We start from the raw sequence: 25,449 nt of genomic DNA, 5'->3' as shown, positions 1-25,449 counted from the left end.
GAGTATGGGAGATTCTAAATTTTCAAATTTTGACAATATGTCCTTACAGGGCATCGATCAGGATTCCGAGTTGATACCATTGCTTACCGCAGAGGATGAGGAGCAAATGAACAGTGAGGAATTGCCGGAAACCTTACCAATCCTACCCCTTAGGAATACGGTCCTTTTTCCAGGCGTGGTAATTCCTATTACCGCCGGGAGGGACAAGTCCATCCAATTGATAAAAGATGCGAACAATGGTAGTAAAGTGATCGGGGTGGTGTCCCAAAAGGACGAGGAAACGGAGAACCCGGATATAAAGGATATCAACACTTTGGGTACCGTGGCCCGTATTTTAAGGGTATTGCAAATGCCCGACGGAAATACCACGGTAATCATACAAGGAAAAAAGCGGTTTGAAATAGCCGAAGTGCTTACCAAAAAGCCCTACATAACCGCTACTGTTCGCGAAACCGAGGAACTTAGGCCAGAAAAGGGCAATAGTGAGTTCATGGCCATCATAGATTCCATCAAGGATCTGGCCTTGAGAATTATTAGGGACAATCCAAATATTCCAAGTGAAGCTTCTTTTGCCATCAAAAATATTCAGAGCGATTCCTTCTTGATAAATTTTGTTTCCTCCAACCTTAATCTTGCGGTAAAGGAGAAACAAGAGTTATTGGAAATCGGGAGTTTGCAGGACAGGGCCTTGGCTACCTTAAAATACATGAACATTGAGCTTCAAAAACTGGAGCTGAAGAATGATATTCAGTCCAAGGTGCGGAGCGATTTGGATCAACAGCAGCGCGAATATTTTCTTCATCAACAAATGAAGACCATCCAAGAGGAATTGGGTGGTGTTTCCTATGATGAAGAATTTGAGGAAATGCGCGAACGTGCCAAGAAGAAAAAATGGAACAAAAAAGTAAAGGAGCATTTTGAAAAGGAACTTGCCAAAATGCAACGTATGAACCCCCAAGTAGCGGAATATTCCATTCAGAGAAACTACTTGGACCTGCTTTTGGATTTGCCATGGAACGAATTCTCCAAGGATAAGTTCGATTTAAAAAGGGCCCAACGTATTTTAGACCGTGACCATTACGGATTGGAAGATGTTAAGCGACGTATTATAGAATATCTGGCAGTTTTAAAATTGCGTAACGATATGAAATCCCCCATTCTCTGCCTCTATGGACCTCCAGGTGTAGGTAAGACCTCTTTGGGAAAATCCATTGCGGAGGCCTTGGGTAGAAAGTATGTCCGCATGTCCTTGGGAGGCCTGCGGGACGAAGCGGAAATTCGTGGTCATAGAAAGACCTACATTGGTGCCATGCCGGGCAGGATCGTTCAGAACCTCAAAAAGGCGGGTACTTCGAATCCTGTTTTTATATTGGATGAAATTGATAAATTGTCCAACAGTCATCAAGGCGATCCATCATCGGCGATGTTGGAAGTGTTGGACCCTGAACAGAACAATGATTTTTATGATAATTTCTTAGAAATGGGCTACGACCTTTCTAAGGTCATGTTCGTTGCTACCGCGAACAATCTTGGGAATATACAGCCAGCGTTGCGGGACCGTATGGAAATCATCAATGTAAGCGGGTATACCATAGAGGAAAAGGTTGAAATTGCCAAAAGGCATTTACTACCCAAGCAACTGGAGGAACATGGTTTGAATTCCGGTCATTTGAAGATCGGTAAACCCCAAATGGAGAAAATCGTTGAGGGGTACACTAGGGAATCCGGGGTACGATCGCTGGAGAAACAAATTGCCAAAATGGTGCGTTATGCGGCCAAATCAATCGCAACGGAGGAAGACTATAATGTAAAGATCAGCACCGCGGATATTGAGGAAGTGCTGGGGCCTCCAAAAATGGAACGCAGCAAATATGAGAATAATGAAGTTGCCGGCGTGGTTACGGGATTGGCTTGGACCAGTGTTGGTGGGGATATCCTATTCATTGAATCCATTCTGTCTCAGGGTAAGGGGAACCTGAGTATTACGGGAAACCTTGGCAAGGTGATGAAGGAATCGGCCACAATTGCCATGGAGTATATTAAATCCAATGCCGATAGGTTTGGTTTGGATGCGTCTATTTTTGAGAAGTACAACGTGCATATACACGTACCGGAAGGAGCTACCCCAAAGGACGGGCCAAGTGCCGGAATCACCATGTTGACTTCCTTGGTATCCCTTTTTACTCAAAAACGAATCAAGAAAAGTTTGGCCATGACAGGGGAGATTACGCTTCGGGGCAAGGTATTGCCCGTTGGCGGTATCAAGGAGAAAATATTGGCGGCAAAGCGTGCAAGGATCAAGGAAATTATACTTTGTGCCGATAATGAACGGGATGTAAAGGAAATCAAGGAATCCTATCTAAAAGGGTTGACATTCCATTATGTCACTGAAATGTCTGAAGTAATCGACATAGCGTTGACAAATCAGAAAGTAAAAAATGCCAAAAAATTATAATCTATTTCTGTATCCTCTTGGAAAATGGAATCGGCAATAAAAACATTCAATGAATAAGATTACCATAGCCATCGATGGATTTTCCTCCACGGGTAAAAGTACCTTGGCAAAGCAACTGGCCAAAAAATTGGAGTATATATATGTAGATACCGGTGCCATGTACAGGGCGGTAACGTTATATGCTATGAATAATGGCTTTGTAGTAGATGGTGAAATTGATACAGCAGGTCTTATTGAGGATTTGGATAGTATTGAGTTGAAATTTGTATTTAATCAGGATTTGGGTTTTGCCGAAATGTATTTGAATGGTGAAAATGTGGAAAGACAAATTCGGACATTGGAAGTTTCCAATTATGTGAGTCAGATCGCCGAAATCAAGGAAGTAAGGACCAGACTGGTCGCCCTACAGCAGGATATGGGCAAGAATAAAGGTGTGGTCATGGACGGTAGGGATATTGGAACCGTTGTTTTTCCCGATGCCGAACTCAAAATCTTTATGACCGCAAGCCCCGAAAAAAGGGCGGTAAGGCGTTACAAGGAATTGCTGGATCGGGGCGAGGATGTAAAATATGAGGATATCCTGGAAAATGTTCAAAAAAGGGATTATATAGACTCGCACAGGGAAAATTCCCCTTTAACAAAGGCGGAAGGTGCCATTGAATTCGATAACAGTGATATGGGATTGGTACAACAATTTGAGCGCATTTATGAACATGCGCTTAGGGTCATTGAAAAAAATAAATAAAAAAACCGTCAGATTTCCTGACGGTTTTTTTTGATTCTTTGATTTTACAAATTTGGAATGACCAAAACCTGATCTGGATGGATGAGATCCGGATTCTTCAAAATGCCAGTATTGGCCTCAAAAATTTGCTTGTATTTCATAGGATCTCCATAGTAGTGCTTGGCGATTTTGCTAAGCGATTCCCCACTTTTAACGGTATGCCTGTGATACACGGAGTCATCTTCTACGGTAATGTTCGCTTTTATATCGGACGGACTTTCGCCACCTATTTCCTTTATTTTGTCCCAAATGATGTTTTTCTCATACTGGGTCTTCGCCATTCCTTTAACCTTAAGGACATCGCCCTCAACGGTCACATTTCCATCTTTGATACCAAGTTGTTCCCCCAGGTCCAAAACGGGTTGATACTTTGCCTTTACGCTCATAATTAATTTCAATTTAACGGTTAATATTTATGCGGTTAAGGTACTAATTATTGTTCAAAACCTTTCCAAATTCACAAAATACTGTAATCAGCGCATAGCAAGGATTTCAACATGTTGTGTATTAAGGAATTTAGTTGTAGTTTTGCACTCCTTTTTTAGCAAGCGAATCAAGATGGAAAAGGGACAAAAAATAGATCAATAATAACTTTCATGATCATTGCTTACATCTTGATTGGGTTATGGAATACAAATTTTATATCAGCACATGGCTGAAGAAAAAACAACGGCTGAAGTAGAAGAAACTATGGAAGCTACTACACAAGAAACTGCACAGGAGACCCCAAAGCAGGACCCACAGGAGTTTTTGGAAAATTTTAACTGGGAAAAGTACGAGCAAGGAATCGAAAGAGTAGACGATTCCAAGCTAAAGGAATTCGAAGAATTGGTTGCCGAAAATTTCGTTGATACTGCCGATGAGGAAGTAGTGGAAGGAACGGTAGTGTATTTGACCGATAGGGAGGCAATTATTGATATAAATGCCAAGTCTGAAGGTGTCATCTCATTGAACGAATTTCGATATAATCCTAATTTAAAGGTAGGTGACAAGGTAGAGGTATTGATTGATATCCGTGAAGACAAAAGCGGACAGTTGGTATTGTCTCACAGGAAGGCGCGTACCATCAAAGCTTGGGATAGGGTGAATGCCGCTCATGACAAGGAGGAAATCGTATCCGGTTATGTGAAGTGTAGAACCAAGGGAGGTATGATTGTCGATGTTTTTGGTATCGAGGCGTTCTTACCAGGTTCTCAGATTGACGTGAAGCCTATCAGGGACTACGATCAATACGTGAACAAAACAATGGAGTTCAAGGTGGTCAAGATCAACCACGAGTTCAAGAACGTTGTTGTTTCGCACAAAGCGCTTATTGAAGCCGATATCGAAGAACAGAAAAAAGAAATCATCAGTCAGTTGGAGAAAGGACAGGTATTGGAAGGTGTTGTCAAGAACATTACTTCCTACGGTGTCTTTATCGACCTTGGTGGTGTTGACGGACTAGTTCATATTACAGACCTTTCCTGGAGCAGGATCAACCACCCGAACGAGGTTGTTGAGCTTGACCAGAAATTGAACGTTGTTATTCTTGATTTTGATGAAAACAAATCCAGGATCCAACTAGGTCTTAAGCAATTGGAGAAACATCCTTGGGAAGCACTAAGCGATGAAATTAAGGTCGGTGATAAAGTAAAAGGTAAAGTTGTCGTTATTGCGGATTACGGTGCCTTTATTGAGGTTGTTGAAGGTGTTGAAGGTTTGATCCACGTTTCTGAAATGTCTTGGTCCACTCACTTGCGTTCCGCTCAGGATTTCGTGAAGGTAGGGGATGAGGTTGAAGCGGTTGTATTGACTTTGGATCGGGAAGATCGTAAGATGTCTTTGGGCATCAAGCAATTGACTCCGGACCCTTGGACAGATATCACTTCCAAATATCCTGTAGGTTCCAGACACAAAGGTATCGTACGTAACTTTACCAACTTTGGCGTTTTTGTTGAGTTGGAAGAAGGTATTGACGGTCTTATTTATATTTCCGATCTTTCTTGGACCAAGAAAATCAAACATCCTTCCGAGTTCACCAATGTCGGTGATACCTTGGAAGTTGAAGTGTTGGAATTGGATGTGGAAGGACGTAAGTTGAGCTTGGGTCACAAGCAAACTACTGAAAACCCTTGGGATAAGTACGAAGAGGAATTTGCCGTTGGTACGGTTCACAAAGCTGCCATAACCGATGTAGTGGATAAAGGAGCTACTATTGACTTTAACGAGGATATTACGGCTTTTGTTCCACAGCGTCACCTTGAAAAGGAAGATGGCAAAAAACTGGGCCGAGGCGATGAGGCAGAATTCAAGATTATTGAGTTCAATAAAGACTTCAAACGCGTTGTAGCTAGCCACACTGCTATCTTCAGGGAAGAGGAACAACGCAATGTAAAAGCAGCGGCCCAAAGGCAGTCTGCAGCGTCAGAAGAGGCAAAACCAACATTAGGGGATGCCAATGATGCGCTACAAGCATTAAAGGATAAAATGGAAGCGGATTCCAAAAAGAAGAAGTAATACATTTGACTTTTAAATATTCAAAGGCCTGGTTTTTTACCGGGCCTTTTTGTTTCTAAAAACTAGGAAAGATAATTAGGGAGAATTCCCTATTTTTGCTTTGCTTAAAGCATGTGTGACGAATTATGGGTCAAAAAGTCCTACTTTCCAAAAAGGAAATCAATATTATCCTTCACCGTTTGGCCTGTCAACTGCTTGAAAACCATGAGGATTTCAAAAATACTGTATTAATCGGAATACAGCCCAGAGGGATATACGTAGCCCAAAGGCTTACTAAAATTTTATTGGAAGAATACAAGGTTAAACATATAGACCTTGGTTATTTGGATATCACTTTTTACAGGGACGACTTTAGAAGAGGGGAAAAAACCTTGGAGGCGACCAAGACGAAAATCAATTTTTTGGTAGAGGATAAAAAGGTGGTTCTAATTGACGATGTGCTGTACACAGGTCGTAGTATCAATGCAGCCTTAACGGCCTTGCAATCCTTTGGAAGGCCCAAGGAAGTTGAGCTGTTGACCCTGATTGACAGAAGATTCAGCAGACATCTGCCCATACAGCCCAATTACAGAGGTAGACAGGTGGATGCCATAGACAACGAAAAGGTAAAAGTGATGTGGGAGGAAAATGATGGGGAAGACATAATTTATTTGATAAATAGATAGTACAAATGAGCGAACTGAGTGTAAATCACTTGTTGGGAATCAAATATTTTAAAGAATCGGATATTCAGCTCATTTTTGAAACTGCGGATCATTTTAAGGAAGTAATCAATCGGTCCATTAAAAAAGTTCCTTCCTTGCGCGATATTACCATCGCCAATATTTTTTTTGAAAACAGTACCCGTACAAAGCTTTCCTTCGAATTGGCCGAAAAAAGACTTTCCGCCGATGTCCTGAACTTTTCGGCAAGCCAGTCTTCGGTTAAAAAAGGCGAAACACTTATCGATACCGTAAACAATATCCTCTCTATGAAAGTGGATATGGTGGTCATGCGACATCCCAATCCTGGGGCCGGTATTTTTTTGGCCAAACATGTCAAGGCTTCCATAATAAATGCTGGGGACGGAGCCCATGAACATCCTACCCAAGCCTTGTTGGACTCCTATTCCATTAGGGAAAAGTTGGGCGATGTTGCGGGAAAGAACGTGGTCATCGTTGGGGATATTTTGCATTCCAGGGTAGCACTTTCCAATATTTTTGCGCTAAAACTGCAAGGCGCAAATGTAAAGGTATGCGGACCAAAAACTTTGATGCCCAAATATATAGAATCCTTAGGGGTAGGGGTAGAGATGGATTTAAGAAGGGCCTTGGAATGGTGCGATGTTGCCAATATGTTGCGTATACAGAACGAACGACTTGATATAAGCTACTTCCCAACAACCAGGGAGTACACCCAACAATTTGGGGTAAATAAGAAATTGCTGGACAGTTTGGACAAGGAAATCGTAATAATGCACCCCGGTCCCATCAACCGGGGCGTGGAAATAACAAGTGATGTGGCAGATTCCAAACAGTCCATCATACTCAATCAAGTAGAAAATGGTGTGGCCGTTCGCATGGCGGTCATTTATTTGTTAGCTTCAAAAATTAAATAATTGTAAGTATGATTTTTGATAAGGACGGAACTACGACCCTAATATATCAGGAAAAAAAATCACTATCCATCTTTTTGAAAAACTTGGATGAAAAATATTCGGAAGTCAAAAATGACAACCTCATAATCAATCTTTTTTCGTTTGATACATTGACCTCTGGGGATGTCATGGAGTTTTTGGACATTTCCAATAGACATCGCAAGTCGGGCAAATCCTTTGTAATCGTTACGGATAAGGTTTCGTATGACGACGTCCCCGATGAAATTATCGTGGCCCCTACATTACAAGAAGCGAAGGACATCATTGAAATGGAGGAAATTGAAAGAGATTTGGAGCTTTGAAGTTGACCATCCTAGGGTGTTATGCCGCCACTCCCAGAACTTTGACCAATCCAACCTCCCAGGTACTGGAAGTCAAAAACCATATGTTTTTGATCGACTGTGGGGAAGGTACCCAAGTCCAGCTTAGGAAACACAGAATCAAATTTTCCCGCATCAGCCACATTTTTATTTCGCATCTACATGGCGATCATTTTTTTGGACTACCGGGCCTGGTTTCCACCTTTAGGTTATTGGGAAGGGAAAAGGAACTCCATATTCATGGCCCTAAAGGGATAAAGGAAGCTATTACCATGTTGTTAAAATTGGGGGATTCCTGGACAAATTATCCCTTGTGTTTTCATGAATTGACCTCCGTGGATAGCCAGGTTATTTTTGAGGATGCAAAAGTAATCGTACAAACGATACCCTTAGATCATAGGGTCTATACCAATGGATTTTTATTCAGGGAAAAGGAGAGGGAACGCACCTTGAACATAGAGGCCGTTCGATATTATGAAATAGACAAAGCATATTTCAATAATATCAAAAAAGGAAAGGATATTGTTACCGAAATAGGCGAAATCATTCCCAACAGGGAATTGACTTTCGATCCACCTAAACCGACATCCTATGCCTTTTGCAGCGACACGGCTTATAATCCCAGTATTGTTCCCCTGATAAAGGAGGTGGATTGTTTGTACCACGAGGCCACTTTTTTGGAATCCGAAGTTCATTTGGCCAAAAAGACAAAACACGCAACGGCCAAAGAGGCCGCCGAAATAGCAAAACAAGCTTCCGTTGGTAAATTGATATTGGGCCATTATTCAACACGATATAGTTCCTTGGAGTTATTTAGAAAGGAAGCATCTGTGGTATTCGAACCAGTTGAATTAGCAGATGATGGTAAATCTTTCCAAATAGGTTAAATCTTTCTACGCAACCTTTAGGCAGCTCGAATATCCTTAAGTAAAGCCTATCATGAAATATTCATTTTTACCTAGTTTATTTTTTGTGCTTATTCTATCAATTTCTTGTGAAAAAGAAGATGGAATAAACGCTGAGTTACGAGGTAGTGCCATCATGGGTACTTGGAACCGTATCGATGAAATACCTAGTGGCGGTATACGGGAGGAATATCGGTATTTCGATGTAGAGACTTTGCACACCTTTGAGTTGGATGGAACCTACACCTATAAAGTGAATTACTATGATTTTAGGGATGAGAACCCAAATGAACTAATGGGGCAATCTGAAAATATAGGAACTTTTGAAGTTAACAATGATAGTGTTTTTATAAGGGTTTTTGAAAATACTTCTTGGGAAAAAGGATTTAAGCCGAAGCCCGAGACCATCTTATTGAATGGAGAAGCTTATGGGAATCGGTTTACCATAAAGAACGAAACATTGACCTTGTATTATATTTCATATCCTGCCGATGCACCAGTACAGACACAAATGAGTTTTAAAAGGTTGGAATAGATTAAAATTAATTGTTTAATAAGACCCCAAAGGTGATTAAAGCTTTTGGGGTCTTGTTATTTTTAGTGATCTTTGAGTATCTTGATTTTTTTAGTTTTTAGCATGCAGAAAGACCTAGGGAATTATCGCAAATCGTATGAGAAAAGCGCCTTGATGGAGGATAGTATATCCAATAATCCCATGCAGCTTTTTAAAACATGGTTCCATGAAGTGGAGCAGTCAGATGGTGTCGATGAACCCAACGCGATGACCGTATCTACCATTGGATTGGATGGCTTTCCCAAAAGCAGGGTGGTTTTGTTGAAGCGGTTCAACCATGAGGGATTTATTTTCTACACAAATTATACCAGTGAAAAGGGTAAGGCCATTGCGGCGAATCCCAACATTTGTATATCTTTTTTTTGGCCCAATATGGAGCGTCAGGTTATCATAAAGGGAAAAGCGGAAAAGGTTGCCGAGAATCTATCCGATGGTTACTTTGAATCCCGGCCAAAAGGAAGCCAATTGGGAGCCTTGGTATCCAACCAAAGCAGTGTTATCGCCTCTAGGGATGTCCTGGAACAGGAACTTAAAACACTTGAGGTTACCTACAAAAATAAGGAAGTGCCACGACCAAATCATTGGGGCGGCTATTTGGTGAGGCCCATATCCATTGAATTTTGGCAGGGAAGACCTAATCGGTTACACGATAGGATCCGGTTTACCTTGCAAGAGGATTGGGATTGGAAAATGGAACGCTTGGCACCTTAAGCAATAAAGAATGAAGAATCTACTTTTCATGCGCCATGGCAAATCATCATGGGACCTTGATGTTGGCGACCAGGACAGGCCTTTGTCACAAAGGGGCATTACGGATGCCCATAGGGTGGGAAATAACCTTTCAAAAGCGAATCTGAATCCGGACTTCGTATTTTCAAGTCCCGCAAATAGAGCCTTGCATACGGCCATGATATGTTTGCGGAACCTGAAATTTCCCATGACCAAGTTTCAAATTGCAACGGATCTTTATGATTTTTCAGGGAACCAAGTACTTGATTTTGTGAAAAAAATGAATGATTCTTTGGGTACGGTCATGATTTTTGGACATAATCATGCCTTTACCCATTTGGTAAATTCCCTTGGAGATTCCTATATTGACAACGTTCCAACCAGTGGTTATGTCCACATACGGTTTAAGCAAGATTCTTGGGCGAGCATTTCCCAGGGCAAAACAGTAGAAACGATTTTTCCTAAGCACTTAAAATAATGGTGAAATTCAACAATCAGTACGTAAATAGAGAGATAAGTTGGTTATGGTTCAATGAACGAGTACTGCAGGAAAGTGCGGATAAAAATGTCCCGCTCATTGAGCGTTTACGATTCTTGGGGATTTTTTCGAACAATTTGGACGAATTCTTCAAGGTACGATATGCCACGGTGAAAAGAATCGTGGAAGCGGGCAAGACCGGTAAAAGTGTTTTGGGAGGTGAAAAGGCAAAGGACCTACTCGAAGAGATTACGGAGATTGTTATCCGTCAGCAAAGTAAAAGTTTGGTAATCCTAAAGCATATTGAGGAAGAACTGGAGCGGGAGAACATTTTTATCATTCGGGAAACCGCCTTGAACAAAACCCAGAAGGAATTTGTAAAGGAGTATTTTCTCCAGAATGTGAGTCCGCAGCTAATGACCATCATCCTCAACGACCTTACACGCTTCCCTACTTTAAAGGATACCGCCGCTTATTTGGCCGTAAAAATGATAATAAAGGGGGACAACGGGAAAAAGGAAAAGCGCTTTGCGCTAATTGAGATTCCAAAAGGAGTGGACAGATTTGTGGTACTGCCAAAGGAAGGCGATAAAAATTATATCATAATCCTGGACGATTTGATCAGGTATTGCCTGGGCAATATTTTTACCATGTTCGAATATGAATCCATTTCCGCCCACATGATCAAGATTACAAGGGATGCGGAACTGGATATGGACAATGACTTGAGCAAGAGTTTTATAGAGAAGATTTCCTCCAGTGTGGAACATAGAAAAATAAGCGACCCTGTACGTTTTGTTTATGACAAAAGTATTGCGAAGGACACCTTGGCCTTTCTGAAGGAGAAAATGCAAATTGAGGATACGGATAGTGTGATTCCCGGTGGTAGGTACCACAACAAAAGGGATTATATGGGTTTTCCAAGTTTGGACAGGAACGATTTACTGTACGATAAAATAAAGGCACTCCCCGTAAAGGGACTCAGCATCGAGGGGAGTATTTTGGAAAGTCTAACCCATAAGGATTACCTACAATACACACCATACCATACCTTTACCTATATCCTCAAGTTTCTGCGGGAAGCTGCCTTGGACCCAAAAGTGCGCACCATTAAAATCACGGTATACCGATTGGCGAATAACTCCCAAGTGGCCGCGTCGCTTATCAATGCCGTAAAGAACGGAAAACAGGTGACGGTACAAATTGAGTTGCAGGCTAGGTTTGATGAGCAGGCAAATATTGAGTATGCAGAGCAGTTGCAGGCGGAAGGTGTAAAATTGATATTTGGGGTTCCTGGACTAAAAGTCCATAGCAAGATCTGCCTGATAGAACGCGAAGAGGACGAAGGTCTAAAGAGATATGGATTTATCAGTACCGGAAACTTCAACGAGTCCACTGCGCGTATTTATACCGATTATACCTTGTTTACCTCCCATGCACCAATTCTTAAGGAGTTGAACAAGGTCTTTGATTTCTTTGAAACGACCTACAAGATAAATAAGTACAAGCATTTGATCGTTTCGCCACATTATACAAAAAAGGTATTTCATAGGCTTATTGAACAGGAAATCGCCAATGCTATCGTGGGAAAAGAGGCCTACATCAAAATAAAGATGAACAGTTTCACTTCCTACGAGATGGTGGATAAACTGTACGAAGCAAGTAGGGCAGGGGTTAAGATCCAATTGATCGTTCGTGGAATCTGTTGTTTGGTTCCCGGCGTAAAGGGAATGAGCGAGAACATTGAGGCCATCAGTATTGTCGATAAATTCTTGGAGCATACCAGGCTGTTCGTGTTCGCCAATGCAGGAAATCCAAAAGTCTATATCTCCTCTGCGGATTGGATGACCCGAAACCTCGATTATAGGGTTGAGGTTGGTTGCCCCATCTATGATGAGGATATCAAGCAGGAACTGATGGATACTTTTGAAATTTGCTGGCGCGATAACCTTAAAGCGAGGGTTTTTTCCGAGAAACAGGACAACGCTTACAGAAAGGCCAAAACGCCTAAACACCGTTCGCAGTTTGAAACGTACGATTACTACGTAAAGAAGTTAAAGGAGAAGTAAATGCCTCCTAACTTTACCCATGTACCTTTTCTGTTTTGCTGAGGTTTTTCATGATATCCGCTTCGTATTCCAACAGTGCCTGCCATTTTGCATCCACCTCTTTTCGGTCCCCATATTTGCGGGCGAATTTTAGGAACATCGTATAATGCCCCGCTTCGCTGATCATGAGTTTATGATAGAAATCGGCCAATTTTTTATCTGGAAGTTCTTCGGATAAAAGTCGAAAGCGCTCGCAGCTTCGGGCCTCAATTAACGCTGCATATAAAAGTCGGTGCACCAATTGGGTGGTTCTGCTTCCGCCCTTGGGAAAAAATTTAAGCAGTTCCAAAACATATTCGTCCTTTCGGTCCCTGCCCAATTTTTGACCACGTTCCAAAATCAGGTCGTGCACCATTTTAAAATGCCCCATTTCCTCACGGGACAATGCCACCATTTCCTCAACCAATTCCGTGTATTCTGGAAATGAGACAATCAGGGAGATGGCCGTACTGGCGGCCTTTTGTTCGCAATAGGCATGGTCCGTCAAGATTTCATCGATATTCTTTTCCACAATATTTACCCATCTTGGATCGGTGGGTAATTTTAAACCTAACATCATTTTAACGCTTATTTACCTTGTTTACGATGTAAAAATAAGGCTTTGTGGGTTTTAATAATTATTTTTGGGAGGAGAGAAATTAGAATACACGACAATGCAGGTAAGCGAACGGATAAAGGAAGCGCTAGGAGTCCAAGCGGATTCAGGTTCAATGCAATGGCTGACGGAAAAAACCCAAAAACTGGAATCGGATAAATCCGTACGGGACCTGTTCATGACGTACAGCCTCTTGGCTTCAAAATTTGACAAGAGCACTACATTCAAGGTAGCAAATGCCGATGAAGGAACACTCGAATTTTTAACCTCCCGAGATGCAAACTTGTTGGAGGTAGCCAGAATTTACCTGCTTATCAAGGTTTTGGAAATCGACACCGAATTTTATGGGCCCAAAGTGGCCAATATCATCCAGGTGGCCGATATAACGGAACTGGAGACCTTCTTAAAGTTTCTGGACCTATTGCCAAACCCGAAAATGTTCCTATTTACGGCCGTAGAAGCCTTGAGAACGAACATATCCGTCATTTTTGATGCCATTACGTTGAACAATCCATATCCCGCCAAATACTTCAACGACCAGCAGTGGAACCAGATGTATCTAAAAGCTGCGTTTATGGAGCGAGATCTCTCGAAAATACCATCGGTAGCGGAACGTGCCAACGTGGATTTGGCAAGGATCATATCGGATTATGCCCACGAGCGGTGGGCTGCCTCACGAAAAATAGACCCTATGTTCTGGAGGCCTGTTTCTGGCTTTATGAATCCGGTGTTGCTTCAGGATATGGAACATTTGATGGGGAGCGATGATGCCGTGGAGAATAAAGCCGGGGCTTTGTGCTGTTATCATGCCGGCACTACCGAAGCCATGGAAATTTTGAATCGTAGACCCGACTTGAAACAGCAGATAGCAGTAGGAAAACTAACTTGGAATAACTTAAAGAATTAACAGAATATGCAGAATAATTTAATGATAATCGACCCACACGTACACATGACTTCCAGAACAACGGATGACTATGAGGCCATGCAGCAGGCGGGTGTGGTAGCCATAATTGAACCCTCTTTTTGGTTGGGTCAACCCAGAACGCAGGTCGGGTCCTTTCAGGACTATTTCAGTAGCCTGGTAGGCTGGGAACCCTTCAGGGCCAGCCAGTTTGGGATTAAGCACTATTGTACCATCGGACTAAATTCAAAAGAAGCCAATAATGAGGCCTTGGCAGAACAAGTGGTGGAACTTCTGCCGTTGTATTTGCATAAGGAGAATGTGGTCGCCATTGGAGAGATAGGGTATGATGATCAAACTCCCGCAGAGGACAAATATTTTAGGATGCAATTGGAACTGGCAAAGGAATTGGATATGACCGTACAGGTGCATACACCGCATCGGGACAAAAAAGCGGGCACCATCAAGAGTATGGAAGTATGTCTGGAACACGGGTTGGACCCCGCCAATGTAATTATTGACCATAATAATGAAGAAACTGTAAAGGAGGTTTTGGATAGGGGATTTATCGCCGCATTTACCATTTATCCCAAGACAAAAATGGGCAACGAGCGTATGGTTGAGGTGGTTCGAAAGTTTGGTAGCGATAATATCATAGTTGACAGCTCCGCGGATTGGGGTGTAAGTGATCCGTTGGCCGTGCCAAAAACTGCTTCCTTAATGCTTAAAAGGGGGATTTCACGTGAAGATGTAGTGAAGACCTGTTACCAAAACGCCTTGGATGCGTTTAGCAAAAATGGACGCATGAAGGAGGAACACTGGTTAAAGCCAAAAGGCATCGACCAATCACAACTTTTTAATGATAATAGCGTTTTAAGAGGGCAGACACCTCGGATAGATTCCGAACAAATCTCTTAGAATGATGAAAAAAATCATGGGTTTTGCCAGACTGGCAAGGCCTGCCAATTTACCTACGGCGGCAGCGGATATCTTTGCCGGTATAAGTTTGGCACTTTTTTCTTCCGGTATAGCAATTCCTGATTTTTTTTCGGCGAACGGGACTGCTTTTCTTTCCCTGGTTTTTGCATCGGTGTTTTTGTACGCCGGAGGTGTGGTTTTCAACGATGTCTTCGATGCCAAATTGGATGCCGTTGAGCGTCCGGAAAGGCCTATTCCCAGCGGACTCATACCTAAAAACCAGGCTGCCCTATGGGGGGTGTTTTTATTTTTCATCGGGCTTTACTTGGCATTTTCGGTGCATCAGGTAAGTGGCAGTATTGCAGGTATTTTGATATTTTCAATTCTTGTCTACGATGCCTTGGCCAAAAAGCATTCCTTTTTTGGGCCCTTGGTCATGGGAATTTGCAGGGGATTGAACCTATTGTTGGGGATGTCCATCTTGGGACAGTTGGAGGTATGGTGGGTTTCCGTGGTACCCATGATCTATATTTTCGCCATCACGCTGATCAGTAGGGGCGAGGTCCATGGCGATAACAAAAACCATATTGCGATCGCCGGTTTTTTATATATTTTGGTACTGGCTTTTATTGCGATTACCATTACTTTGAATACCGATACAATACTTATTTCCCTACCTTTTATTGTCCTATTTGGGTTTTTGGTGATTAGGCCTTTATTAAGAGCCTACAGGGAAAACTCCCCAAGGAATATTAAAAAGGCGGTCATGGCCGGGGTTTTGTCCCTCATTGTTATGGATGCCTGTTGGGTAGCCGGTTTTAGCCACTGGTATGTGGGACTGCTGGTTTTATTACTTTTGCCTTTATCTTTGTTACTTTCAAGAATTTTTGCCGTTACCTAGTGCTATGGAATTAAAACCTATCAAGCAGTCGTTTTCAGTTCAATATGAGTACCAACTCCACTTTACAAAGGATTTGTTTCATGTTGATAACCCGCTGTTTGTCAATATTATAAAAGGGTACAAGGACTACGAGCCTGTAAAGTTGTTTTTTGTAGTCGACAAAGGAGTGGCGGACAGCCATTCAAATCTCTTGAACAATATTTCCGCCTATTGCAGTTTGTATTCCGGGAACCTGATCTGTACCGATACTTTGGTGATCGACGGAGGCGAACAGTCCAAAAATCATGCAGAATATATTGACCTTGTGCTGAAAGGGATTAATGAAAATGCTATCTGCAGGCACTCCTTTGTGGTGGTGATCGGAGGCGGTGCGGTAATCGATATGGTGGGCTATGCTGCGGCCATTGCCCATAGGGGGGTAAAATTGATTCGGATTCCAACTACGGTGCTCTCTCAGAACGATTCCGCCGTAGGCGTAAAGAACAGTGTGAACATATTTAAGAAGAAAAATTTTCTGGGGACATTCGCTCCGCCTTATGCCATTATCAACGATAGTGATTTCTTGGCAACCTTGGAGCAGCGGGATTGGATAGCCGGAATCGCCGAGGCCATAAAAGTTGCCTTGATCAAGGACGAGGAATTCTTCGGATTTATTGCAAAGCATGCCATTGACCTTAAGGAAGGGCATTTGGAACCTATGCTATATGTAATTTATAAATGTGCAGAAATGCACATGCAACACATTTCACAGGGAGGTGACCCCTTTGAGTCCGGTTCCTCCAGGCCGCTGGATTTTGGTCATTGGGCGGCCCATAAATTGGAGTTTATGACCAATTACGAGTTAAGACATGGCGAGGCCGTAGCTAAGGGAATTGCATTGGACGTTACTTATGCACAGTTGATCGGGTTGATTTCCGAGGAAGAATTGAGGATTATTCTTGATGTTATGAAGGAAATAGGTTTCGATTTATCCTTGCCACTGCATTCTGAAAAGGAAGTGGACCAGCTTTTGGCAGGTATCGAGGAGTTTAGGGAACATTTGGGCGGTAGATTGACCATCACATTAATTTCAGGATTGGGAAAGAAACATGATGTCCATGAAATTGACAGGTCGATAATGAAACGGTCCATTGAGCAGCTTAATCATCAGATGGCCCTTAAATAGCGAATCCCCTTATGTTTATAAAAAACAAATACCACCTTTCTTATTGTACGAACATACATCCCGGTCAGGATTGGGAAAGCACCTTCTCCAGTATAAAGGAACATGTTCCAGGTATTAAGAAGTCGGTTTCACCGGATAGCCCCTTTGGTCTTGGTTTACGACTTTCAAACAAGGCGAGCGAGGAACTAGCTTTGGGAAACCATATGACGGAATTCTTGAATTGGTTGCAGCAGGAGGATGTGTATATTTTCACCATGAACGGGTTTCCCTATGGAAATTTTCACAATGAACGTGTAAAGGACGATGTCCACACGCCGGATTGGACCACCAAGGAACGTTTGACATATACCCAACGATTGTTTGAACAATTGGCGGCATTGCTTCCAAAAGGAATCAATGGCGGAATATCCACATCGCCAATTAGTTATAAGCATTGGTTTGCTTCGGAAATGGAAAAGGATACCGCTCTTAAAAAAGGAGCCGAGCACATGGTCCAAATCGCAATTCAACTCTTTGAACTGGAACAAAGGACAGGTACCTATCTCCATTTGGACATTGAACCGGAACCTGATGGATTTTTGGAAAATACGGAGGAGGTCCTTTCATTTTATTCGGACTATCTAATTCCCATCGCGCAACAGGAATTATCCAGGACGTTGGATAAAAACGCTTACCAATTGGAAGAATTGGTAAAACGATATATTACCATTTGTTATGACATTTGCCATTTTTCCCTGGCGTATGAGCATCCCAGTGAAACCTTTGCCAAGTTTAAGGAAGCGGGTATCCAAGTTGGGAAAATCCAGGTGAGTGCCGCACTGAAGATTCTGTTCACAGGAAAGAATCGGGAGGAGGTATGGAAGGTTCTGGAAAAATTCAACGAACCGGTCTATTTGCATCAGGTAACTGAAAAAATAGGGGAGCGGGTAAAAACCTATAACGATCTGCCTATCGTATTGGAGGCAAAAAAGGAGGTGGACGAACTACGGGCCCACTATCATGTGCCTATCTTTTTGGAGCGATTTGGGGCGTTGGACTCTACCCAAGATCAGATTTTGGATACCTTAGATTATTTAAAAAAGGATTCATTGACGGAACATTTGGAAATAGAAACCTATACGTGGGATGTACTGCCGGAAGGGTTAAAGGAAAATCTTTCCCATTCCATCGTCCGTGAAATAGAATGGTTAAAAGCGCACATATAACATGCAAAAGACAGTTGTCATCAATGTTGTTGGACTGACCAAACGCCTTATAGGTGAGCATACACCCTTCATAAAAACGTTTTTGGAAAATGGTGGACATACGTTTATAAAACCCATGTTGCCAGCCGTAACCTGTTCCGTTCAGTCAACGTATGTAACAGGAAAATGGCCATCGGAACACGGTATCGTGGGAAACGGTTGGTATTTTAAGGACGAGTTGGAAGTAAAATTTTGGCGACAATCCAATAGGTTGGTGCAACAACCCAAAATTTGGGATGCGTTAAAGCAAAAGGATACTTCCTTTACGTGTGCCAATCATTTTTGGTGGTACAATATGTATTCCAATGTGGATTATAGCATCACACCAAGGCCCAATTATTTGGCGGACGGACGTAAAATCCCCGATATTTATTCCTATCCGGCTGAATTGCGAGATGAGCTTCAAAAGGAATTTGGTACATTTCCGCTGTTCGAGTTTTGGGGACCTCGCACGACCATTAACTCCTCCCAATGGATTGCGAACGGCGCCATAAAAACCGATGAAAAATACGATCCCACCTTGACCCTGATCTATCTTCCGCATTTGGATTATAACTTGCAGCGTCATGGTTTGGATTTCGGCAAAATTTCAAAGGATTTAAATGAAATCGATGGAGTGGTCGAACAATTGGTACATCATTACGAAAAACTGGGTGCCCACATTATATTATTGTCTGAATACGGAATTACCAATGTAAAAAACCCCATTCACCTAAACCGAGTTTTGAGACGTGAAGGCTTTGTAAATGTGAGAATAGAGAGGGGCTTGGAACTATTGGATGCCGGCGCCAGTGAAGCCTTTGCCGTGGCGGACCATCAAGTCGCCCATATTTATGTAAAGGATAAAAACAAATTGGAAACTATCAAAAACTTGATCGCCAAAGTTCCCGGTGTTGAAAGGGTACTGTCAAAAGAAGAAATTGCTGTCGAGCATTTAAACCACGAACGATGTGGTGATTTGGTTGCCGTTGCGGATGCCAACTCCTGGTTTACTTATTATTTTTGGTTGGATGATGCCGTAGCTCCGGATTATGCCAGAATGGTGGATATCCATAAAAAACCCGGGTACGACCCTGTAGAAATGATGACGGACCCCAAGGATAAACTTGTTATGGTAAAAGTGGCTTGGAAACTTTTGAAAAAGAAATTGGGATTTAGAACCGTTTTGGATATCATTCCCTTGGACGCCTCCCTGATCAAAGGCTCCCATGGCAGGCTCCCTGAGGATAAGGAGGATTACCCCATATTTATAACCAATCGGGCAACTAAAATTGATACCCATGAAGTAGCGGCCGTAGAGGTCTATGACCTAATTAAAAACCATGTAGTAAGCTGATTTATTTGTAATGAATTTATTTTTTAAGACGATAGGATATGTATTTGCGATACTTTTTGCGGTAGGTGCCATTGTCCAATTTAATGACCCTGATTCTTTCCTTTGGATTTTGATTTATGCGGTGGCGGCTATCATATCCGTACTTTTTTCCCTCAACCGATTGAGAGCCGTGGTTCCATTGGTATTGGGAACAGCTTGTTTTATAGGCTTTATGTATCTATACCCGACCGATTTCCAAGGTTTTGGATTGGAGGACGGTCCCATTGAAACCGTTGAATTGGGCCGTGAAGCCTTTGGATTGTTGATAATTGCCCTGGTGATGTTCTTCTATACCGTGAGGTTACGAAGGATGTTAAAGATCTAGGTCAAACTCTTTTCTCAATAGGTCGATTGCTGGATTTTTCTCCCGTAGTTTCTCGTATTTTTCCTCAGGTGTAAAGGCGAATTTCTTGGCACTGGATTCATTTACCTTTATAATCAATTGGATGAAGTGATTGTTAAGTTTGGTTCTCAGGTAGCCCATGAGCTCAAAACTTTCACGCTCTATTTCCTTCTTCATCGTACCGTTGGGAAGCTCAATATGTATGGTAAAGTCCTTTCCAAGTTTGGGAACGTCCGTATTTAGATTGGATGCCAGAATCTTTTGCCCTTTTTTGTCTATTTGTTCCGTAAAATCGGACCAATGTCTTTGTAGATCGGCCTCGGTAAAATCATCCTTGGGTAAATCCTCCTCATCGATGACCACTTCAATTTTGTTGAGTTCGTGCTCCTTCTTGGCCTTTAAACTGGATAGCGATAATCCAGAAACTCTTTTTTTAGAGGGATTAATTTGGATTTTTTGCGATACCGGTTCTTGAACAGCTTGCGTTACATCGGTTTCAACCTCTTTTATTTCTTCTTTAATGGTATCATATAAGGTGGGCCGATTTTCTTTTTCATCCGATACATTTTCTAAAGGTAAGGATGGGGATTCTTCCTTTTTGCCTGCGATATTGGTGGAGACAGAAACGGCTATCGGTTTTCTTTCTTCCGGATTTCTTTGGAAATTTTTGTAAAACTCGGCCGGTGCGATAAAATCGATTGTCCTGTTTTGAAGGGCTAGGGATTCAGGATTTTTTTTTTCTCCATCAAAGTCGATGGAGGCCAATTTCATTAAAGTTAGTTCTACGAGAAGTCGCTGATTTTTGCTCGACTTATATTTTAGGTCGCAGTCATTGGCAATATCAAGTCCCTGTAAGAGAAAACCTGGGGAGGCCTTCTTGGATTGTTCCCGGTATTTTTCTTGGGCGTTCTCTCCAACTTCCAAAAGTGAAATGGTATCCTTATGTTGACACACCATTAAATCCCTAAAGTGGGAGGCAAGACCGGCTATGAAATGGTGACCGTCAAAGCCCAGGGAAAGTGTCTTATTGAATAGAATCAATACGCGGGGAATATCATGGTCCAGGATGAGGTCCGTCGCTTCAAAATAAGTGTCGTAGTCCAGCACGTTCAGGTTTTCCGTCACCGCTTTCCTGGTGAGTTCCTTACCGGAAAAACTAACGACCCTGTCAAAAATGGAGAGGGCATCCCGCATGGCACCGTCCGCCTTTTGTGCAATGATATGTAGGGCGTCTTCCTCAGCTTCTATTCCTTGGTTTTCCGCAATGTATTTTAAATACTCTGCGGCATCGTTTACCGTAATTCTTTTAAAATCAAATATTTGACATCTGGAAAGTATGGTAGGTATTATTTTATGCTTCTCCGTGGTGGCAAGTATAAAAATGGCATGCTTTGGCGGTTCTTCCAAGGTCTTCAAAAAGGCATTGAAAGCCGATTGGGAAAGCATATGGACCTCGTCGATGATATAAACTTTATACTTTCCAACCTGGGGCGGGATACGCACTTGATCGATTAGGTTTCTAATATCATCCACGGAGTTGTTGGAAGCTGCATCCAGTTCAAAAATATTGAATGCAAAATCCTCATCTTCGCGTTCGCTGCCATCAGAATTTATCTGTTTGGCCAAAATACGGGCGCACGTCGTTTTTCCTACGCCCCTTGGACCACAGAATAAAAGGGCCTGTGCCAAGTGATTGTTGTCTATGGCATTCTGGAGCGTATTTGTAATAGCCTGCTGCCCCACAACATCCTTAAAGGTCTGGGGTCTGTACTTGCGGGCAGAAACTATGAACGGTTCCAAAATATAGACAAGTTTGTATGCTTACAAATATAGAAATAGCGGTTTATTTGATGGTGGATTTACATCGTAGATCATCTTTAGTTATCAACAATTGGAGTACATTTGCGCTGAGCAGGCCACCTTATCGCTCCCGATTTATATCGGGGGAGGAAAGTCCGGACACCATAGTGCGGTATAGCGGGTAACGCCCGTCCGCCGTAAGGCGAGGACCAGTGCAACAGAAAGCAAGTACAGTTAGGCTGTAGTGAAATCAGGTAAACTCTATACGGTGAAACGTCATGTAAATCGGTGTTTGAGGGCTGCACGCTCGAGCCGAAGGGTAGGCGGTTGGAACCATGGGGTAACCCATGGTCTAGATAAATGATAAGGTTTCGTTCAACGAAAACAGAATCCGGCTTATGGCCTGCTTTTTTTAGAATTTGCGTTCCACCAGATTTACAGGTTCAAGATTCTCATCGATGGATATTTCAAAATCGATGACGCCCAATACCAATTCCTCCGTAGTGATGACCTCTACCTTCCATTGGCCCGGCCAAATATTGTTTTTATAAGTATAGCCTCTGAAACCATCGTCCCTACCGCCTTTTATCTCATACCCGATATCCTCTACCAGTTCCCACTCCAAAGATTCTTCATTGAACCATTTCCATCGGTGTAGGATGGATTTTTCCAAATCCGTCGGGGCGAAAACGGAAGAAAAAATATACACGTTTTCGTTCGGCTTAAAGCTAAATTTTGTCCTATGGTCCCGCCAAAAAATGAATGTGTCGTTTTTCTCGTAGGCAACGGTATAGGTATCCCCTTTTTTTTCAACATAATGGGCTACAATACCTTCATCGAGTGCAAGGGGGACAGGTGGAATTAATCTAAAATAATAAAACAGGTTTATGAAGGCGTATATGGATATAATGAGTGAAAGCAACTTGCCTATATGTATTTCCCTTTGTGTGCTGGGGCTCATAACATAGATCAAAATTATCAAGGCTAGGGTACAGCCAAGACTTATGAATCCAGAAATAAAGAATACTTGGGGACTCATTTTTGTTGTAACTACCGGAATCATGAAGGCGAAGAAAGTAAAGCTCAGGAAAAAGTAGACGCTGAACTGTAAGTATTTGTTGGATATCCTTTGTTTTAGAAATTCATTGGCAACCAATAGGACCATGAGGATCAAAAAGAATGAAACGGTCTTTGAAAGGGATACGCTCCTTGAAAAATAAATCACATAGGCACTTGATAATGCCCCAAAGAAAAACTGGATGGCCAATGGGAAGTATTCCTCAAAACGTTCCAAAAAGGTATTATTCCAAGTGCCATCATCGGCTAAATTATAGAGATATAAAGTAATACTAAGGTTGGTCATGTGAAGGCATAGCATTACCAAATCGTAGGTACGGTCTATGCGTCCAAGGGTAAGCACATCAAATAGGAACCCTCCTATAAAAAACAGTAAAGGGGCATACTTTCCATGCTTACGGATAAATCTCCGAAATTTACTATTACGATACCGTACCAGGAACCTTTTCATGGGTATTTTGAAAACTTAAATATAGGCCGATTCGTAATTCCTTTTAGGCTCAGAAAATATGTATTTTGGCTTGCTTCATGTGTTTCTTCAATTCTAGGTTTTGAAGAAACTAAATACACTGTTGCCATATTTCCTTGAATTATCAAAATGGGGAATTGATTCCAAATTGGTCTGTTTTGAATGCTCGATAACAAGTACGCCATCTTCCAACAAGAGTTCGTTTTCAAAGATTAAAGGGGGAAGTTTTTGGAATTCACCAAGTTCCATATCGTAAAATGGGTCGGCAAAAATGACATCGAATTTCTCCGTATTGCGACTAAGGAAGGAAAAGACATCACTCTTAACGGTTTTGATATCCATTTCAAGTTCGTTGGCTATTTTTGAGATGTAATTGATACAACCGGAGTGCATGTCCACGGCCAGAATATCGTCTACGCCCCGTGAGGCAAATTCAAAACTAATGTTGCCCGTTCCCGCAAATAGGTCCAGCACTTTAAGGTCTGGAAAATAGTATCGGTTGTTTAGGATGTTAAATAGCCCTTCCTTGGCCATGTCCTTGGTAGGTCTGACCGGTAGGTTTTTTGGTGCCAATAACTGCCTGCCTTTATGTTTCCCTGAGATTATTCGCATTATAGGGTGCTGATAACGGTAAAGTCTATGGACGAAGTTTCCGGTATTCCCAAATTCAAATGATTGGGCGAGGAGGGCGCAAATATGGTCAAATCATTTATATAGGAGTAACACAATTGAAATATTTCATCGTCCTCTTCAATAGTACCGAAAAATCTGACCGCCGTGGTTTCCATGTCCAAATCCAATTGCTCCAGCACAAAAAGGAGATAGTAGGCAAAATCCTCCTTGGTCTGGTAAGGGAAACTATTATAGAAGCTTAGACTTTTTTGTTTTAAAACGGTAATATCCATTTGTCTTTGACCCACATGGACATAACAGACACTCTCTCCTTGATTGCCATAGTTATCCAATAAGGATTGGATCAGTACGGAACCATTGTGCAGAAATGTAAACTCGCCAAAAAGCTCGTAGATATAGTTGTTTACATTCGTAAAGGGAACATAAATATTGACAATATCAAAACCCTCCAACATGTCAAAGGCAAGCGCATCCGTAGCCAATAATTTGGTATTGAACTTCAGGTATTCTGAAAGGGATTCTTCATTAAAAAGGGGCTTCGGTACCAATGAAAACAGCATATTGGAATGAACAACGACTACCTCATCGAATTGTTTGCCCGTCAATGTATGCTTTCCCAAAAGTGTTTTTACCTCCTTAAGTAATGCTTCGGGGTGCTGTTCTTCGGAAAATAAAATACTATCGGATAATAGTACCCTGTGCGAAACAGTATCCGCAATACAAAAAGAAAGTCCATTCAAGCTCACTTGAATGGACAATTTCTTAAAGTTTTTATCTGCTATGTCAATATCCTTATTGATCGCCTTTTTTGTCATAGATAGGAGGCCAGTTTCCACTGGTACTAACTTCTGTCAAGGAACCCACCTTTATTTCGGATCCACTCACTTCTTCCACACTCATTAAAGAATTCTCCTTTGCCAATAAATCCTTTGGTTGGTCATATAAAACAACACTTTTGGCAACTTTCACTTCATATACAGGTGCCCTATAACCACTCTTTTCGATAATATCAGCTTTCATTGTGAATGTTTCGCCATTTGGAGCAGTAGGTACGGTTGCTAAATCCTTATACCTTGTGTCACTTTTGAAGAGTGAATCCTTAACAGAAACAAAGTCTAAAGTATCCACAATAACAGTATCTTGCTGAAGGTCAATTTGATACGTTTTATCGTATCGCATGAAAGAAGAATCCCTTTGCTGTGTTATCACATAACTACCAGTGTCTATGAATTTAATCAAGCTAGGGAAATCGTTGGCATACTTACCATTGGCACTTTTATAGGCTTCCTGAGAATTTTTAATATCTTTTAGTTTCGCTATAACTTTGCCAAAACGTTCAACTTTAACCTCGTTAAACTCGATTGGCCCTGTTACCGATTTGTAAATCAAATAGCCTAAACCGATACATGCAATCCAAAGTACAATCTGTATTATGGTCTTCATTTCTTAAGTGTTAATTTAATTTAGTGGTTGTCACAAATCTACAATTTTTTTTTAATCGCAAAAGTTTTTGCCCTAAAAATCCTTTTATATTTGGGGC

General features: G+C 41.9%; 25 protein-coding genes and 1 other RNA gene. 19 read left to right on the top strand and 7 right to left on the bottom strand.

Annotated elements, in window-relative coordinates:
- Positions 1–4 precede the first annotated feature (4 nt).
- Positions 5–2,455 carry an endopeptidase La gene (gene lon, locus ACZ41C_RS01880; protein WP_138259178.1) on the top strand — a complete coding sequence of 817 codons (2,451 nt, stop codon included), beginning with the start codon at positions 5–7 and terminating at the stop codon, positions 2,453–2,455.
- Between the two features lie 49 nt (positions 2,456–2,504).
- Entirely contained in the window at positions 2,505–3,200 is a 696-nt protein-coding gene (gene cmk, locus ACZ41C_RS01875) for a (d)CMP kinase (protein WP_138259177.1), read from the top strand.
- Between the two features lie 44 nt (positions 3,201–3,244).
- On the opposite strand, the gene ACZ41C_RS01870 is transcribed toward cmk, so the two are convergent.
- Entirely contained in the window at positions 3,245–3,625 is a 381-nt protein-coding gene (locus ACZ41C_RS01870) for a LysM peptidoglycan-binding domain-containing protein (RefSeq protein ID WP_138259176.1), read from the bottom strand.
- A 265-nt stretch (positions 3,626–3,890) separates the two neighbouring features.
- On the opposite strand from ACZ41C_RS01870, the gene rpsA reads away from it, so the two are divergent.
- From rpsA to ppk1, 9 genes are all read left to right on the top strand, one after another.
- A complete protein-coding gene (gene rpsA, locus ACZ41C_RS01865) occupies positions 3,891–5,735 on the top strand; it encodes a 30S ribosomal protein S1 (protein WP_138259175.1) in 1,845 nt (614 codons plus the stop codon).
- Positions 5,736–5,860: 125 nt separating this feature from the next.
- Positions 5,861–6,400, top strand: a complete 540-nt coding sequence (pyrR, locus tag ACZ41C_RS01860) for a bifunctional pyr operon transcriptional regulator/uracil phosphoribosyltransferase PyrR (RefSeq protein WP_138259174.1) — start codon at positions 5,861–5,863, stop codon at positions 6,398–6,400.
- A gap of 5 nt (positions 6,401–6,405) precedes the next feature.
- The gene (locus tag ACZ41C_RS01855; RefSeq protein ID WP_464563927.1) at positions 6,406–7,332 is read left to right on the top strand and encodes an aspartate carbamoyltransferase catalytic subunit; all 927 of its coding nucleotides are present in this window, start codon (positions 6,406–6,408) and stop codon (positions 7,330–7,332) included.
- A gap of 8 nt (positions 7,333–7,340) precedes the next feature.
- On the top strand, positions 7,341–7,673 hold the full coding sequence (locus tag ACZ41C_RS01850; protein ID WP_138259172.1) for a ribonuclease Z: 333 nt from the start codon (positions 7,341–7,343) through the stop codon (positions 7,671–7,673).
- Positions 7,670–8,578: a ribonuclease Z gene (locus ACZ41C_RS01845; RefSeq protein WP_464563925.1), complete on the top strand. Its 909-nt coding sequence runs from the start codon at positions 7,670–7,672 to the stop codon at positions 8,576–8,578. Before ACZ41C_RS01850 ends, ACZ41C_RS01845 begins: the two co-directional genes overlap by 4 nt.
- 52 nt (positions 8,579–8,630) lie before the next feature.
- Positions 8,631–9,131 (top strand): hypothetical protein, encoded by a 501-nt coding sequence (locus ACZ41C_RS01840; RefSeq protein ID WP_464563923.1) that lies wholly within the window; start codon positions 8,631–8,633, stop codon positions 9,129–9,131.
- 102 nt (positions 9,132–9,233) lie between these two features.
- The gene (gene pdxH, locus ACZ41C_RS01835; RefSeq protein ID WP_464563921.1) at positions 9,234–9,881 is read left to right on the top strand and encodes a pyridoxamine 5'-phosphate oxidase; all 648 of its coding nucleotides are present in this window, start codon (positions 9,234–9,236) and stop codon (positions 9,879–9,881) included.
- A 10-nt stretch (positions 9,882–9,891) separates the two neighbouring features.
- Positions 9,892–10,377: a SixA phosphatase family protein gene (locus ACZ41C_RS01830; protein ID WP_464563919.1), complete on the top strand. Its 486-nt coding sequence runs from the start codon at positions 9,892–9,894 to the stop codon at positions 10,375–10,377.
- Positions 10,377–12,446, top strand: coding sequence for a polyphosphate kinase 1 (gene ppk1 / locus ACZ41C_RS01825; protein ID WP_464563917.1), 2,070 nt, complete (start codon positions 10,377–10,379; stop codon positions 12,444–12,446). The genes ACZ41C_RS01830 and ppk1 overlap by 1 nt, the downstream gene beginning before the upstream one ends.
- 13 nt (positions 12,447–12,459) lie before the next feature.
- Here the strand turns inward: ppk1 and ACZ41C_RS01820 are convergent, their stop codons facing one another.
- Entirely contained in the window at positions 12,460–13,041 is a 582-nt protein-coding gene (locus ACZ41C_RS01820; RefSeq protein WP_138259279.1) for a MiaE family protein, read from the bottom strand.
- A 97-nt stretch (positions 13,042–13,138) separates the two neighbouring features.
- Here ACZ41C_RS01820 and ACZ41C_RS01815 point away from each other — a divergent pair, with 97 nt between their 5' ends.
- From ACZ41C_RS01815 to ACZ41C_RS01785, 7 genes are read left to right on the top strand one after another with little or no spacing between them, the layout of a single operon-like run.
- Entirely contained in the window at positions 13,139–13,987 is an 849-nt protein-coding gene (locus ACZ41C_RS01815) for an EboA domain-containing protein (protein WP_464563915.1), read from the top strand.
- A 6-nt stretch (positions 13,988–13,993) separates the two neighbouring features.
- Positions 13,994–14,902, top strand: a complete 909-nt coding sequence (locus tag ACZ41C_RS01810) for a TatD family hydrolase (protein ID WP_464563912.1) — start codon at positions 13,994–13,996, stop codon at positions 14,900–14,902.
- 1 nt (position 14,903) lies between these two features.
- Positions 14,904–15,803 carry a UbiA-like protein EboC gene (gene eboC / locus ACZ41C_RS01805; RefSeq protein ID WP_464563910.1) on the top strand — a complete coding sequence of 300 codons (900 nt, stop codon included), beginning with the start codon at positions 14,904–14,906 and terminating at the stop codon, positions 15,801–15,803.
- Positions 15,804–15,807: 4 nt separating this feature from the next.
- Positions 15,808–16,968 (top strand): 3-dehydroquinate synthase, encoded by a 1,161-nt coding sequence (locus ACZ41C_RS01800; protein ID WP_464563908.1) that lies wholly within the window; start codon positions 15,808–15,810, stop codon positions 16,966–16,968.
- 11 nt (positions 16,969–16,979) lie between these two features.
- Entirely contained in the window at positions 16,980–18,173 is a 1,194-nt protein-coding gene (eboE, locus tag ACZ41C_RS01795) for a metabolite traffic protein EboE (protein ID WP_464563906.1), read from the top strand.
- A 1-nt stretch (position 18,174) separates the two neighbouring features.
- A complete protein-coding gene (locus ACZ41C_RS01790; protein ID WP_464563904.1) occupies positions 18,175–19,548 on the top strand; it encodes an alkaline phosphatase family protein in 1,374 nt (457 codons plus the stop codon).
- 10 nt (positions 19,549–19,558) lie between these two features.
- The gene (locus ACZ41C_RS01785; RefSeq protein ID WP_138259160.1) at positions 19,559–19,912 is read left to right on the top strand and encodes a transmembrane 220 family protein; all 354 of its coding nucleotides are present in this window, start codon (positions 19,559–19,561) and stop codon (positions 19,910–19,912) included.
- Here the strand turns inward: ACZ41C_RS01785 and ACZ41C_RS01780 are convergent.
- The gene (locus ACZ41C_RS01780; protein ID WP_464563901.1) at positions 19,901–21,730 is read right to left on the bottom strand and encodes a DNA polymerase III subunit gamma/tau; all 1,830 of its coding nucleotides are present in this window, start codon (positions 21,728–21,730) and stop codon (positions 19,901–19,903) included. The two genes, ACZ41C_RS01785 and ACZ41C_RS01780, sit on opposite strands and share 12 nt — an antisense overlap.
- Positions 21,731–21,838: 108 nt before the next feature.
- On the opposite strand from ACZ41C_RS01780, the gene rnpB reads away from it, so the two are divergent.
- Positions 21,839–22,144: RNase P RNA component class A (gene rnpB, locus ACZ41C_RS01775), an RNA gene on the top strand.
- On the opposite strand, the gene ACZ41C_RS01770 is transcribed toward rnpB, so the two are convergent.
- The 4 genes from ACZ41C_RS01770 to ACZ41C_RS01755 form a co-directional block, all read right to left on the bottom strand.
- Entirely contained in the window at positions 22,143–23,258 is a 1,116-nt protein-coding gene (locus tag ACZ41C_RS01770; protein ID WP_464563899.1) for a DUF2914 domain-containing protein, read from the bottom strand. The two genes, rnpB and ACZ41C_RS01770, sit on opposite strands and share 2 nt — an antisense overlap.
- Positions 23,259–23,351: 93 nt before the next feature.
- Positions 23,352–23,888 carry an RsmD family RNA methyltransferase gene (locus tag ACZ41C_RS01765; RefSeq protein WP_464563897.1) on the bottom strand — a complete coding sequence of 179 codons (537 nt, stop codon included), beginning with the start codon at positions 23,886–23,888 and terminating at the stop codon, positions 23,352–23,354.
- The gene (locus ACZ41C_RS01760) at positions 23,888–24,724 is read right to left on the bottom strand and encodes a DUF3822 family protein (RefSeq protein WP_464563895.1); all 837 of its coding nucleotides are present in this window, start codon (positions 24,722–24,724) and stop codon (positions 23,888–23,890) included. The genes ACZ41C_RS01765 and ACZ41C_RS01760 overlap by 1 nt, the downstream gene beginning before the upstream one ends.
- On the bottom strand, positions 24,702–25,352 hold the full coding sequence (locus tag ACZ41C_RS01755) for a hypothetical protein (protein ID WP_138259155.1): 651 nt from the start codon (positions 25,350–25,352) through the stop codon (positions 24,702–24,704). The genes ACZ41C_RS01760 and ACZ41C_RS01755 overlap by 23 nt, the downstream gene beginning before the upstream one ends.
- Between the last annotated feature and the right edge of the window lie 97 nt (positions 25,353–25,449).

The organism is Maribacter sp. C-4077 (assembly GCF_055378385.1).
Note: the sequence above shows the minus strand (reverse complement) of the source record. Positions and strands in the feature narration are given on the sequence as shown.